The sequence below is a fragment of the Sanguibacter inulinus genome (genome assembly GCF_013415325.1).
In the GTDB taxonomy this organism is placed as follows: Bacteria; Actinomycetota; Actinomycetes; order Actinomycetales; family Cellulomonadaceae; genus Sanguibacter; species Sanguibacter inulinus.
Genome location: NZ_JACBYE010000075.1, coordinates 1 through 13,833, shown reverse-complemented (window position 1 = coordinate 13,833; position 13,833 = coordinate 1). Strand labels below are relative to the sequence as shown.

Annotated in this window: 10 protein-coding genes; 4 read left to right on the top strand and 6 right to left on the bottom strand. The window is 69.9% G+C overall.

Annotated features, from left to right (window positions below):
* Positions 1 to 63 precede the first annotated feature (63 nt).
* From HZZ10_RS18225 to HZZ10_RS18205, 5 genes are all read right to left on the bottom strand, one after another.
* Complete coding sequence (locus HZZ10_RS18225) at positions 64 to 1,821, bottom strand: ABC transporter ATP-binding protein (RefSeq protein ID WP_056136176.1); 1,758 nt, start codon at positions 1,819 to 1,821, stop codon at positions 64 to 66.
* Positions 1,818 to 2,780, bottom strand: coding sequence for an ABC transporter permease (locus HZZ10_RS18220; protein ID WP_056136174.1), 963 nt, complete (start codon positions 2,778 to 2,780; stop codon positions 1,818 to 1,820). Before HZZ10_RS18220 ends, HZZ10_RS18225 begins: the two co-directional genes overlap by 4 nt.
* A complete protein-coding gene (locus tag HZZ10_RS18215) occupies positions 2,777 to 3,757 on the bottom strand; it encodes an ABC transporter permease (protein ID WP_056136493.1) in 981 nt (326 codons plus the stop codon). The genes HZZ10_RS18220 and HZZ10_RS18215 overlap by 4 nt, the downstream gene beginning before the upstream one ends.
* A 159-nt stretch (positions 3,758 to 3,916) precedes the next feature.
* Positions 3,917 to 5,575: an ABC transporter substrate-binding protein gene (locus HZZ10_RS18210; protein WP_056136172.1), complete on the bottom strand. Its 1,659-nt coding sequence runs from the start codon at positions 5,573 to 5,575 to the stop codon at positions 3,917 to 3,919.
* Positions 5,576 to 5,803: 228 nt separating this feature from the next.
* The gene (locus HZZ10_RS18205) at positions 5,804 to 6,913 is read right to left on the bottom strand and encodes a LacI family DNA-binding transcriptional regulator (RefSeq protein ID WP_179914597.1); all 1,110 of its coding nucleotides are present in this window, start codon (positions 6,911 to 6,913) and stop codon (positions 5,804 to 5,806) included.
* Positions 6,914 to 7,136: 223 nt separating this feature from the next.
* Between HZZ10_RS18205 and HZZ10_RS18200 the strand changes: the two genes are divergently transcribed.
* Both HZZ10_RS18200 and HZZ10_RS18195 read left to right on the top strand, forming a co-directional pair.
* The gene (locus tag HZZ10_RS18200) at positions 7,137 to 8,411 is read left to right on the top strand and encodes an Nramp family divalent metal transporter (RefSeq protein ID WP_179914596.1); all 1,275 of its coding nucleotides are present in this window, start codon (positions 7,137 to 7,139) and stop codon (positions 8,409 to 8,411) included.
* A gap of 182 nt (positions 8,412 to 8,593) precedes the next feature.
* The gene (locus HZZ10_RS18195) at positions 8,594 to 9,733 is read left to right on the top strand and encodes an ATP-binding protein (RefSeq protein ID WP_179914595.1); all 1,140 of its coding nucleotides are present in this window, start codon (positions 8,594 to 8,596) and stop codon (positions 9,731 to 9,733) included.
* Positions 9,734 to 9,844: 111 nt separating this feature from the next.
* Here HZZ10_RS18195 and HZZ10_RS18190 read toward each other — a convergent pair whose 3' ends face one another.
* Positions 9,845 to 10,366: a MarR family winged helix-turn-helix transcriptional regulator gene (locus HZZ10_RS18190; RefSeq protein ID WP_179914594.1), complete on the bottom strand. Its 522-nt coding sequence runs from the start codon at positions 10,364 to 10,366 to the stop codon at positions 9,845 to 9,847.
* A gap of 99 nt (positions 10,367 to 10,465) precedes the next feature.
* On the opposite strand from HZZ10_RS18190, the gene HZZ10_RS18185 reads away from it, so the two are divergent.
* Together HZZ10_RS18185 and HZZ10_RS18180 are read left to right on the top strand one after the other, a co-directional pair.
* Complete coding sequence (locus HZZ10_RS18185) at positions 10,466 to 11,407, top strand: LLM class flavin-dependent oxidoreductase (protein ID WP_179914593.1); 942 nt, start codon at positions 10,466 to 10,468, stop codon at positions 11,405 to 11,407.
* Between the two features lie 137 nt (positions 11,408 to 11,544).
* Entirely contained in the window at positions 11,545 to 13,773 is a 2,229-nt protein-coding gene (locus tag HZZ10_RS18180) for an LLM class flavin-dependent oxidoreductase (protein WP_179914592.1), read from the top strand.
* Positions 13,774 to 13,833 lie beyond the last annotated feature (60 nt).

Below are 13,833 nucleotides of genomic sequence, written 5' to 3'. Positions count from 1 at the left end.
GCTGCGGCCTGCCGGGGCCGGCGCGGGGAGGAGATCACCCGTCGCGCGGCCCCGGTCACGAGGTCAGCGTCCTTCGCCGGCCCGGGCGGGCTGCGGGATCGCGTCCAGCAGCTCCATCGTGTAGCTGTCCTCGGGGAACCTGAGGACCTGGGCGGTGTTGCCCGACTCGACCACGCGGCCAGAGTTGAGCACCATGATCTGGTCGGTCACCAGACGCGCGGAGAGCAGGTCGTGCGTGATGTACAGCATCGAGACCCCGAAGGTGGCACGGAGGTCGTCGAGGAGCGCGAGCACCCCGGCACGCAGCGACACGTCGAGCATGGAGACGGGCTCGTCGGCGATGATCACCTGCGGGTCGCAGGCCAGCGCGCGGGCGATGACCACACGCTGACGCTGGCCGCCCGAGAGCTGGTGCGGGAGCTTCGCCGCGAACTGCTCGACGGGCGTCAGACCCACGGTCTCGAGGAGCTCGAGCACGCGGGTGCGTGCTGCGGTCCCCTTGAGACCCGTGTAGTTCACGACGGGGCGCATGAGCGTGTACTCGACCGAGTGCAGCGGGTTGAGCGCCGAGTAGGGGTCCTGGAACACCATCTGCACCTCGCGGCGCAGGTTCTTCAGACCGCCGCGGCGCAGCTTGTCGACACGGGCGTCACCGAAGTGCACCTCGCCCGAGGTCGGACGCTCGACGCCCGTGATGAGCTTGGCGAGGGTCGACTTGCCCGAGCCGCTCGCACCCACGAGGGCCATGGACTGACCGGGCTCGAGGGTGAAGGACACGTGGTCCACCGCGGTGACGGGGTCCTGACCGCGACGCGGCGGCGGGTAGACCTTCGACACGTCGGAGACCACGACGGCCTTGTCGGCCACGCGACCGGCACGACGACGCGAGCCCGAGGCTCCGCCGGCTGTCGGCGCGGCGGCACCACCCTCGGTGGCACCGTGGGCCGGGGTCGCACCGTGCGCTGCGGCGACGCTGCTCGTGCCGGTGGTCTCGATCGACCCACCACGGACGACGAGGCCCGGGACCTCGACGACCTCGGCGCGCGGGTCGGCGTAGTGGCTGAGCAGCATCTGCGTGTACTCGTGCTTCGGCGCCTGCAGGATCTGCTGGGAGGTGCCGTCCTCGACGATCACGCCCTCGCTCATCACCATGACGCGCGACGTCGACTCGAGGACGATGCCGAGGTCGTGGCTGATGAGCAGCGCCGTGAAGTTCTCGGTCTTCTGCAGGTCACGGATGGTGCCCATGACCGCGTGCTGCACGAGGACGTCGAGGGCCGTGGTCGGCTCGTCGAAGACCATGAGCTGCGGCTCGAGGGACAGTGCGAGCGCGATCGAGACACGCTGGCGCATGCCGCCCGAGAGCTCACCGGGGAAGCGGTCGAGGACCGTGCGCGGGAGCTCGACCTTCTCGACGAGCTCGTAGGCACGCTGCAGGCGCTTGGCCTTGGGGACGTGCCCGTGGGCCGCGAAGATGTCGCCGAAGTGCTTGCGGATCGAGCGCACGGGGTTGAGCGCGTTCATGCCCGACTGGAGCACCATCGCGAAGCCGCCCTGGCGCTGCGTGCGCAGCTCTTCCTCGGCCATGCCGGCGATGTCGCGGCCGTCGAAGAGGATCTTGCCCTCGGAGATGCGCGCGGGTGCCTTGGCGAGGCGGGTGACCGCGAAGCCGAGGGTCGACTTGCCCGACCCCGACTCCCCCACGAGGCCGACGAACTCGCCGCGCTCGAGGGAGAAGCTCGCGTTCTTGACCGCGTAGGTCGGCTCTGCGCCGCGCGGTTCGTAGACGACCGACAGGTCCTGGACCTCGAGGAGGCTCATCGTCCCGATCCTTCCCGTAGGCGGGGGTTGGACAGTCCGTCCACCCCGAAGTTGATGAGGGTGAGCGACGTGGCGAGCAGCGCGATGCACAGACCGGGTGCGAAGAGCAGCACCCACTGGCCGGTGAGCAGCGCGTTGGAGTTCGACGCCCAGAAGAGCATGGAGCCCCAGCTGACAGTCGTCGTGTCGCCGATGCCGAGGAACGACAGGCCCGACTCGGCGAGGATCGCCGACGTGGCCGCGCCGAAGAAGCTGCCGGTGATGAGCGACGTCATGTTCGGGAGGATCTCGCGGAAGACGATGCGAGCCGCACCGTCACCGGAGAACTGCGCCGCGGTGATGAAGTCGCGTCCACGGATCGACTGGGTCTGGGACCGCAGCACGCGGGCACCATAGGCCCAGCCGGTGAGGACCACCACGAAGATGATCATCGTCATGCCGCCGTTCTGCAGGTACGCAGCGATGACGATCATGAGCGGCAGGCCCGGGATGACCAGCACGAGGTTGACGACGAAATTGATGACGTCGGCGAGCGGTCCGCGGATGTAGCCCCAGGAGAGCCCCACCACGACGGCGATGAGGGTCGAGAGGAATCCGGCGATGAAACCGACGAGCACCGAGATCCGGGCTCCGAAGACGACCTGCGAGAAGACGTCCTCACCGGCGGCTGTCGTACCGAACCAGTGGCTGCCCGAGGGGCCCTGGTTGCGGCCGAAGCCGTTCTCGCTCGCACCGTAGGGCGCGATGAGCGGCGCGAAGATCGCCATGAGGACGAAGAGCAGCAGCAGGACCACGCCGATGCGGGCCTTCTTGTTGCTCCAGATGGTCGAGGCGCCGCGGGACAGGACCTTGAGAGGCGAGGCCGGTCCGTGCGGGGTGGGCGCGACGGTGCTGTCACGCTCCAGCTCGTGAGGAGGTGTCGAGCCCGTGGGCTCCGGGAGGTTCGCTGCAACAGTCATCGGCGGGTCCTCGGATCCAAGAGTCCGTACAAGATGTCAACCAGGAAGTTCGCGAGCAGCACGCTGATCGTGATCATGAGGAACAGCGCCTGCATGAGCGGGAAGTCCTGGTTCGTGACCGCGTTGAACAGCAGGTAGCCGACACCGGGGTAGTTGAACACCTGCTCCACGAGCAGCGAACCGCCGACCACACCACCGAGCGCCAGGCCGAAGCCCGTGAGGTTCGGGAGGATCGCGTTGCGGGCCGCGTACTTGATCGCGACGGTGCGGCTGCGCAGGCCGTTCGCCTCGGCGAAGGTCACGTAGTCGTCACCGAGGGTGTTGATCATGTTGTTGCGCATCCCGAGGATCCAGCCACCCAGAGAGGTGATGAGGATCGTCAGGGCGGGGAGCCACGCGTGACCGATCGCGTCGTTGATGAAGGCGAGGCTGAGGTTCGGCGTCGACTCGCGGCCGTAGGCGCCCGACGTCGGGAACCACTTGAGCTGGTACCCGAGGAAGAAGACGAGCAGCAGGGCGGTCCAGAAGTACGGGAACGCCGAGGTGAAGGTGCCACCGAGGGTGGGGAGGGTGTCGAGCCACGTCCCACGCTTCCAGGCGGCGAGGACACCGAGCAGGGTCCCGACGATGAAGGCGATGATGGTCACGAGGCCGACCATGACGAGCGTCCAGGGGAGCGCGTTCATGATGAGCGTCGAGACGTTCTGCGGGAAGAACGTGTACGAGACCCCGAAGTCGAGGCGGAACACGTTGCCGAGGTACTGGATGTACTGCGACCAGGCGTCGCCGGTCGGGACGCCGAGCTGAGCCTCGATGGCTGCTCGGGTCGCGGGGTCCACGGGGCCGTTCTGCGCCAGCTTCGCGATGGCCGCGTCAGCCGGGGTGCCGGGCATGAGGCGCGGCAGCAGGAAGTTCAGCGTGATCGCGGCCCACGCAGTGAGGAGCAGCAAGCCAAGCTTGCGCAGGAGATACCACACGGGGTGCTCGCCTTCGTCGGGAGGTTGCGGGTACAGCACGGGCTGAGCGAGGTGCTCCGGGGGTGCGTCGCACCTCGCTCAGCCATGAGCGGTCTAGAGGTGAGACCGCTGACGTCGTGCAGAGACCAGGACGTCAGCGGTCTCGAGGGGCTAGGCCTCTCAGCCGTCAGCCTTCTTGATGGTGGTGAGGATGACGAGCGCCGATGCCGCGTAGGGCGTCGGGGTCATGTACGGGTTCTCCGCGCTGGGCCATCCGGTGAAGCTCTTGTCGGAGAAGAGGCCCCAGAGGCCTGCGTAGTAGACCGAGACGATCGGGACGTCGTTGTACATGACCTCCTGGAGCTCGCCGGCGATCTCCTTCTGGCGAGCCTCATCGACGGTCGTGCGGAACTCGGTGAGGAGAGCGTCGACCTCAGGGTTGGAGTACCGCTGGTAGTTCGAGGGAGCGGTCTCTCCGAGCGGACGGTTGAAGTCCGAGCTCAGGAGGTTGTAGTAGCCCTGGTAGACCGAGCCGTTGCCACCGAAGGACGTCATCGCGACGTCGAAGTCGCCGTCCTGGACTGCCTTGAAGTACGCGGCCGGCTGCGGCTGGTTGACCTTCACGTCGATGCCGATGGCGGTGTACTGCTTCTGGATCTCCTGGACTGCGCGGAGCCAGTCGGTCCAGCCGTTCGGCGTGGTGATGGTCATCGTCGCCTGGTTGCCCTGCGCGTCGACGAGCTTGTCACCCTGCTTGGTGTAGCCGGCCTCGGCGAAGGCTGCCTCGGCGGCACCGGTGTCCTGGGTGACCATGCCCTCGTCGGGGATGGCGTCGGTGAGCCACTCCTCCTGCGTCGGGAGCAGCAGACCCTGCTGGCCCGCGGCACCGACGGTGCCCTCGGAGGCGTTCTCGGCGATGATGCCGCGCTCGAGAGCGAGCGACATGCCCCGACGGAAGTTGACGTCGTTGTAAGGCGCCTTGGTGAGGTTCGGCGCGATGCCGACGGTGCCACCGGCGGGGAACCAGTACTGGTTGCCCTCGTCGGCTGCGACCCAGGTGTTCTCCACGTCGGACATGAAGGCGTAGGCCCAGTCGTAGCCGTTGTTGACGACGTCGAGCTGCGAGTTCGCGGCGGGGAGGACGAGCTCTTCGGCGGCGACCTTGTCGGCCTGCCAGTAGTCCTCGTTCTTCTCCATCTTGTACTGGTTGGCGTTGAAGTCGCCCAGCACGTAAGGGCCTGTGCCCACGGGGTTCTCGTTGGTGAAGGTGACCGGGTCGGCCTGGTCGGCCCAGACGTGCTCGGGGACGATCGGCACGGCGAGCACGATGATCGGCGCGGAGGAGTCCTCGGCCTTGAGGGTGAACGTGACGTCCTGACCCTCGGCGGTGACGGACTCGACGCGCGACCAGATGCCGGTCGTGTCGAGGGCCGGGAAGTCCTTGAGCATCGTGTAGGTGAACACGACGTCGTCGGCGGTGAAGTCCTCGCCGTCGCTCCACTTCACGCCCTCGCGGACGGTCGAGACGATCGTCTTCGCGTCAGGCTGGGTGAAGTCGGACTGGAGGAAGTTGGTCGACTTGCCGTCGAGCGCGTTCACGACCATGAGGGGCTCGTTGATGATGAGCGACATGTTGCGCTTCTCGATCACGAACGGGTTGAAGTTGCGCGTGAACGTCGGTGAGCCGTTGTCGGCAGCGAGCATGAGCGAGCTCGAGTTCGCCGTGCCGTTGCTGCTGGACTCAGGGGCCGCACAGGCGCTGAGGGCGAGGGCCGCTACGAGGCCCAGCCCGAGCGCGGAGGTCAGGCGCTTGCGCGTCCGACGGGTGCCATCGGTCATGGCTGTCTTCTCCTTCGTGTCTTCTTCGTCACGTCGACCGGGCGGTGCGCAGCTGTGCGGCTCGCGTCGGTGATCAATGCTGTCCTGAGCAATGTATGCGCATACATCGCGCTGTGCAAACCCTGGACGCGCGTCCCAGATGCGTGGGCGGGTGAGATGTGCGAAGACGGGCACAGCAGTACACCAACGCCCGAGCCCGGACCTGGGCCGAAGGTCATGTCCTGTCGGTCAGACAGACTCGGGCGGCAGGCAGCCGCAGCTGCCGCGCAGCAGCACCCTGACGGGCAGCGTGCGGGTCTGCGGCGGGATCTGCGAGTCGCGGAGCCTGTGCAGGAGGGTGTCGACAGCCGCCCGACCGAGGTCGCGCATCGGCTGGTAGACGGTCGTCAGCCGCGGCCGTGAGACCTCCGAGGCGTCGATCCCGTCGAAGCCCGTGACGATGACGTCCTCGGGGACCCGGCGCCCGGCCGAGGTGAGCGCGTCGAGGACGCCGAGCGCCGTCTGGTCGTTCGAGCACACCAGGGCGCGCGGCACACGTCCCTCCGCGAGGAGACGGCGGCCGATCGACCGGCCCTGGGCCCGCGTGAAGTCACCCCGGGCGACAGGGGTCGCGGGCGCGGTCAGCCCTGCTGCTCGCAGCGCCTGGCAGAAACCCCGGAAGCGCGCGTCGTCGTCCGGGGAGTCGGCAGGTCCACCGACGAAGGCGAGGTCGGTCACGCCGTGCGCCTCGAGCACGTGAGAGGTCATCACGCGCATGCCCTCGGCGTTGTCTGTCGTGATGTGGTCGTACTCGTCGTCGGACCGCGGCCCGGCGAGGACCACGACAGGCACGCGCCGCGCGATGTGCGCGAGCTGCTTGTCCGGGATGGTGCGGGCGAGCGTGACGATCCCGTCGACCCGGCCGGCGAGGTTGTCGAAGATCTCTGACCCGCGGGAGCCGCGGGCCACGGCGATGGTCACGGCCATGCCGTGCTGCCAGGCCTCGATCTCGGTGCCGAGCATGACCTCGGAGATGTAGAGGTGGTCGCCGAGCTCGACGTCCTCGGGCAGGTCGAGGACCGTGGACACCCGGCCGTCGGAGAACTCCACGGGGGCCAGACCCGACACCTCGTCGATCCCGTCGAAGTCGGGCAGGCACAGGCCGATCGCGCCCGAGCGGCGGGCAGCGAGGCTGCGCGCGCTGCCGCTCGGCACGTACCCGAGGTCCAGGACGGCCGCGTTCACCCGGTCACGGGTGGCGTCTGCGACCTCGTGCGGCTTGCGCAGGACGCGAGACACCGTGGCGATGGACACCCCGGCCAGCTCGGCGACGTCGTAGACGGTAGGAACCTTCTGCATCAGACCATCCTTCGCGTCAACCAGAGATGGTACGGCACCCCAGGTCGCGACCCGCGGCGAAGGTCCCGGTCGGCGGGCTGGTCTGCGACCTGCGCGGGGCGCTCTCACCTGCACAGACGCCCTCGGGGCACTGCTCGGGCAGGCTCGTCCACCAGGCTCGTCTTGCAAGAGTTCGACCATGGGAGCACTCTGAGTTCGCACCGACGAAACCAGGAGGGTCTCCATGCAGGACAGCGGCACGACCGCGGTCGGCACCCCTCCGCGTCCACCCGGCAGCGGGTCAGGGCGGCGGCCCTCGATCCTGCGCCTGCTCGGCCCGGCCTTCGTCGCCGCGATCGCCTACGTCGACCCCGGGAACGTCGCGGCCAACGTCTCGGCCGGTGCGCAGCTCGGCTATCTGCTCGTCTGGGTGATCGTCGTCGCGAACGCGATGGCCGTCCTCGTGCAGTACCTGTCCGCCAAGCTCGGGCTCGTCACCGGCAGGTCCCTGCCCGAGGTGCTCGCCGAGCGGATGGGGCGCCGGGCCAGGCTGGCGTACTGGGGGCAGGCCGAGCTCGTCGCGGCCGCGACAGACCTCGCGGAGATCATCGGGGGTGCGATCGCCCTGCACCTGCTGTTCGGGCTGCCGCTCCTGCTCGGCGGGGCCGTCACGGGTGTGATCTCCATGCTCGTCCTGACCGTCCAGCAGCGCCGCGGGCAGCGCACCTTCGAGACCGTCATCACCTCGATGCTCGCGATCCTCGCCGTCGGGTTCTGCCTCGGGCTCGTCGTCGCACCGCCGTCGCTCACCGGCACCCTCGGCGGGCTCGTGCCGCGCTTCGAGGGGACGTCGTCGGTCCTCATCGCCGCCTCGATGCTCGGCGCGACAGTCATGCCGCACGCGATCTACCTGCACTCCTCCCTCGCCCGCGACCGCCACGGCAGCGGCCACTCCCCCGCCGGGCTGCGCCGCCTGCTCGTCGCGACCCGCTGGGACGTGGCCCTCGCGCTCCTGCTCGCCGGGACGGTGAACCTCGCGATGCTGCTGCTCGCCGCGTCGACGCTCGCCGGGCGGACCGGCGTCGACTCGATCGAGGGCGCGCATGCCGCGATCGAGGACGCCCTGGGGCCCGTGGTCGGCATCGCCTTCGCGGTCGCGCTGCTCGTGTCGGGGCTCGCGTCGACGTCGGTCGGCTCCTACGCCGGCGCCGAGATCATGCAGGGGCTGCTCAAGGTCCGGGTCCCGCTGCTCACCCGGCGCCTGGTCACGCTGGTCCCCGCGCTCGCCCTCCTCGCGACGGACCTCTCGCCGACCTGGTTGCTCGTGCTCAGCCAGGTGGTCCTGAGCTTCGGCATCCCCTTCGCGCTGGTCCCGCTGGTGCGGGTCACGAGCGACCGGGCACTCATGGGCGAGCACCGGAACGGGACGGCGACCCGCGTCGCGGCCTGGGGCGTGGCGCTGGCGATCGTCGCGCTCAACGTGGCGCTGCTGGCGCTGACGCTGTCGGGGGTGGGCTGAGGGGGCTCTGCGCGGCTCACGCTGTGGGGCTCGTGTCCGACGAGTTCGTCTCCGGGTGCTCGCAGACCGGGTAGCGCGCCTGAGGACGGCCCCCAGCAGGCTGCTCTCGCCTTTGGAAGCCTTTGCAAGTCCTCCGAGGGGCCTTATGGTGGATTTACAAAACTTACCAAGGAGTGCAAACCGTGGCTCGCAATCCCTTCCGGCCGACAGCTGGCGCAACGCCACCCCAGCTCGTCGGACGGCACGACATCGTGGAAGAGCTCACAGAGTCCCTGGAAGACGGACCGGGAGCGCCCGGGTTGCTGAGCCTCTTCACCGGACCTCGCGGGATCGGCAAGACGGTCATGCTCACCGAGGCCGGGGATGCGGCTCTGCGCCAAGGGTGGGTCACCCTCTCGGAGACCGCCACACCGGGGATGGTGATGCGCCTGAGCCATGCCACGACACGGGCGCTCGAAGACGTCGACCCCTCGGCCACCCCCCGCCGCTCGATCACCGGCCTCACCCTGCCCGTTGTCGGCGGCGGGATCACGGTGTCAGCGCCGCCCTCGACGGTCGTCGACTGGAGGTACGACCTCGGTAGGCTGCTCGATCCTCTCGAGGCCCGAGGGTCAGGTCTGCTGATCACGGTTGACGAGGTGCACTCGGCCGCCCGAGACGACCTGCGCGACCTTGCCGCCACGGTCCAGCACCTGGTCCGCGAGGAACGGACCATCGCCCTAGCCATGGCGGGGCTCCCTTCGTCCGTCTCGGACCTGCTCAACGACGATGTCCTCACATTCCTCCGCCGAGCCACCCGCTTTCACCTGGATGACGTCCCGCTCGATCACGTCGCAGACGCCCTGCGCGAGACCGTCATCGCGAACGGACGCACGATCGACGACGACGCACTGGCCGAGGCAGCCTCGGCGACGGGCGGGTACCCCTTCATGATCCAGCTCGTCGGCTACCACGTCTGGAGAAAGGCGACCGGAGACAGGATCACCCTTGCCGCGGCCCGAGCCGGCGTGCCAGCCGCCCAGAAGCGACTGGGTGCGCTGGTCCACGAGACCGCGCTCGCGGACCTCTCTGGTGTGGACCGTACATACCTCCTCGCGATGGCCCACGACGAGGCTGAGTCCTCGACAGGCGAGATAGCACGTCGGCTGGGCGTGACCCCGTACTACGCGTCCACCTACCGCGCCCGACTCATCGCGGCGGGCGTCGTCGTACCCACTCGGCACGGGTTCGTCGACTTTGCCGTCCCTTACCTCCGGGAATACCTGCGGGAGCATGGCGCTCGGTACGAGATGGCAGGTCGCCGCACCGACGGGTCATCCTGAGGCCACGGCGGTCAGACTGATGCCACAGCCAGGCATGCACTGAGCAAGGCGGCACGCACCAGGCCCTGACCGGTGACGCGATCCTCGCCAGGCCGGACATCCGTGCCCCCGTCAGCCCCTGTCGCCCCGGCCAGGGACTGGTTGTGCGTCGAGGGTCGCTGCGGCGACGGCGCAGGGGTCGGTCGTGCCGTCGACGTCTCGCACCGAGCCTGCGACGCGCAGGAGCATCTCGCGGAAGGCGGCCTGCTCGCCAGGGTCGAGGGCGCCGAGCACGCGCTCTTCGGCCGCAGCGACGCGCGTGCAGGTCTCGGCGAGGCGGGTCAGCCCCAGCGGTGTCGCGACGATCTTGCGCTGGCGGCGGTCGGCAGGGTTGGGCTGGCGCTCGACCAGACCTTCGGCGACGAGGTCGTCGATGAGGTAGGTCATGACCGTGCGGTCGATGCCGAGGTGGACCGCGAGCGCCAGCTGGCTGGGCTGCTCACCGTGGACGACCTCCTGCATCACCTGGTAGCCGCGGTGGCGGTGCGGCAGACCGTCGAGCTCGGTTCCCACGACGGCCTCGTAGCCGCGGAGCAGCACACCGAGCGGCCAGCCGAGGCTGCGGTCCGTGGTGTCGACGGGTGCGGTGTCCATGACGCGATCCTACGAGCCACATGCTCTCTTGCTCAACTCATCTGAAGAGCATATCGTCTGTGTGTCAGACGATTACTTCCGGTGCGACAGCGAGGACCCATGACGGACTACGGCCACGACCTGCTCTTCGGGTCGTTCATCACGCCCACCAACGCCGACCCTGAGCAGGTCCTCGCTCTCACCTCCGCGTCCGAGGCAGCAGGGCTCGACCTCGCGACCTTCCAGGACCACCCGTACCAGCCGGGGTTCTTCGACACCTGGACGCTGCTGTCCTTCCTCGCGGCCCGCACCTCGACGATCCGGCTCACGGCCAACGTGCTCAACCTGCCGCTGCGACCACCGGCCGTCGTCGCCCGGGCGGCCGCGAGCCTCGACATCCTCAGCGGCGGACGCATCGAGCTCGGGCTCGGCGCGGGTGCGTTCTGGGACGCGATCGTCGCGATGGGCGGAGAGCGCCTGACTCCCGGCGAGAGCATCACGGCGCTCGGTGAGGCCATCGAGATCATCCGCGGGATCTGGGACACCGGCGACCACTCACGCCTGCGCGTCGACGGCACGCACCACAGGGTCGACGGGGCCAAGCGCGGGCCCGCGCCCGCTCACGACATGGGGATCTGGCTCGGCGCGTACAAGCCGCGCATCCTGCGGCTCACCGGGCGGGCAGCAGACGGCTGGCTGCCGTCGCTCGCCTACATGAAGAGCATCCAGGACCTCGTCGACGCGAACGAGATCATCGACGGGGCCGCGAGCGCCGCTGGCCGCCAGCCCGGCGACGTGCGGCGGCTGCTCAACATCACCGGTCGACTCACCTCGGCACCGAGCGAGCAGATGCTCGTCGGGCCTCCCGAGCAGTGGGTCGAGCAGCTCGCGACGCTCACCCTCGAGCACGGGTTCAGCGGCTACGTCCTCGGCGGGGACGACCCGCGGGCGATCGCCGTCCTCGGTGAGGAGATCGCACCCGCGCTGCGGGAGATCGTCGCCGCAGAGCGTGGGTCGAGCCCGGAACCCAGGCGGCCTGAGCGTCCGGGCGACGCCAGGTAGGGGCCGGACGCCGACGAGCACGTGAGCGTCGTCGACCGTCCCGCTCCCCTCGCCCACACCGTCGCCTCGACCGCACCGCAGCCCTCGCAAGCACGCACGCACCGCCCGCACCGCACCGCACCGCACGAGAGAAGACCATGGACTACGCACACCCGCTGACCCTCGGCCTGCAGATCCCTGCCGGGCCCGGCGAGCCCGACCTCACGCTCGCCCTGCTCGCGGAGGAGGCCGGGTTCGATGTCGTCGTCACCCCCGCATCCCAGGACGGCGGGCTCGACGGCTGGACGGCACTCGCGTGGGTGGCCGGGGTGACCAGTCGTGTGTCCGTCTCCCCTGCCGGGATCGACGCGACGACGGGCCCTGCGACGGTCCTCGGCCGCGCGACGGCGAGCCTCGACCTGCTGTCGGGTGGCCGCGTCGACCTCACCCTGACCTCGCACGACGAGGACGCCACAGTGCTCGAGGAGACCGTCGACGTGGTCCGGGGCATGTGGGCGACAGGGGCCGACGGCCCGCTCACCTACAGCGGCGAGCACCACGTCGTGCCCGGTACGCCACGTGGGCCCGCCCCGGCGCACGCGGTCACGGTCTGGGTCGCTGGCGCGTCGACGGCAGCCCTCGAGGTCGCGGGGCGCACAGGCGACGGGTGGAGCGTGCGCTGGGACGAGATCTCCCCGTCCGACCTCGCTGCCGCGTCCGCTGTGGTCGACCGCGCCGCGCTGGCTGCAGGCCGTGACCCGCGCGAGGTCCGCCGACGGATCGTGCTGCCCGCCGCAGCCGCTGCTGGGCACCCAGGATGGACCAGACCCGAGGACGACGGTGCGGCAGACACCGTCCCGGCCCTGCGCGACCTGGTCGTCGGCCTCGGGTTCTCGACGCTCCTCGTCGAGACCGACGACCCGGCAGTCGTGTCGCACGCGGCCCAGACCGTCGCCCCGGCGCTGCGCGGGGCCGTCGACGCCACGCGGTCAGAGTCTGGCGTGGTGCCCGGCCTCGTCAGGCCCAGCCGCACGCGTGCCCAGCGCCACCCGGGCATCCGGTACGACGACCTCCCGGCGACGCTCGTCGAGATCGCTGTCGAGCCCGGTGACGCCGGCTACGGCGACGTGCGCTCTACCTACATGCGGGGTGGGTCACCAGGTCTCGTGCTGCGCCCCCGCACGGTCCCTGAGGTCGTCGACGCCCTGGCCTTCGCGCGGTCGCACGACGTCCCGCTCGCTGTCCGCAGCGGCGGGCACGGCATCAGCGGACGGTCCACCAACCGTGGTGGCATCGTGATCGACCTCGGGCGCCTCGACCAGATCGAGGTCCTCGACCACGAGAGCCGCCGGGTGCGGCTGGGCCCGGGAGCCCGCTGGGGTGCCGTCGCGCGCGAGCTCGCGCCGCTCGGCTGGGCCATCAGCTCAGGCGACTACGGCGGTGTGGGTGTCGGCGGTCTCGCGACCTCGGGGGGCATCGGCTACCTCGTCCGGGAGCACGGGCTCACCATCGACCACGTCCGCGCCGTCGAGATGGTGCTGGCCGACGGCCGGGTGGTCCGCGCGAGCGACACCGAGAACACCGACCTCTTCTGGGCCGTCCGGGGCGCCGGGCACAGCGTCGGCATCGTCACGTCCTTCGAGCTCGAGGCCGACGAGGTCGGCGAGATCGGCTTCGCGCAGCTGGTCTTCGACGCGACGGACACCGCCGAGGTCCTCGAGGCCTACGGGGCTGTCGTCGAGGCGTCGCCGCGCGACCTCACGGCCTTCCTGGTGATGGGGCGCCCGCAACCCGGGCAGCCGCCGCTCGCGCAGATCATGGCCGTCGTCGGGTCCCCCGACCCCGAGGTCATCGTCGACAGGCTCGAACCGCTCGCCCGGATCGCCCCGCTGCTGCAGCAGTCAGTCCGGCTCACCACCTACGACCAGGTGGTGGCGCTCCCGGCACCCGGGCCCCACCAGGGACAGGGCGAACCTGTCACGCGCTCTGCGCTGGCCGACCACATCACGCCCGAGCTCGCCCGAGCCGCCGCGGCGCTCGTCCGGAGCGGGCAGAGCTATTTCTTCCAGATCAGGTCTGTCGGTGGCGCCGTGGCCGACGTCCCCGCCGACGCGACCGCCTACGCGCACCGCGACGCCGGCTTCAGCCTGGTGGCCTTCGGGGCGAGCCGCGACAGGCTCGACGCCCGCTGGGACGCGATGGCCGAGCACTTCTCGGGGCTCTACACGAACTTCGAGACGGACCAGCGCCCCGAGCGCCTGCTCGACGCCTACCCGACCGAGACCCTCGCGAGGCTGCGGGAGGTCAAGCACCGCTACGACCCCACGGGCGTGTTCCAGGACAACTTCGCGCTCGGCACGCAGGAAGCTGCGACCACCCATACCTGACGGGGGCAGCATCAGCGCTGGCGAGTGCCGAGCGGCGGGCACCGGGTCGCGGGGGTGCGA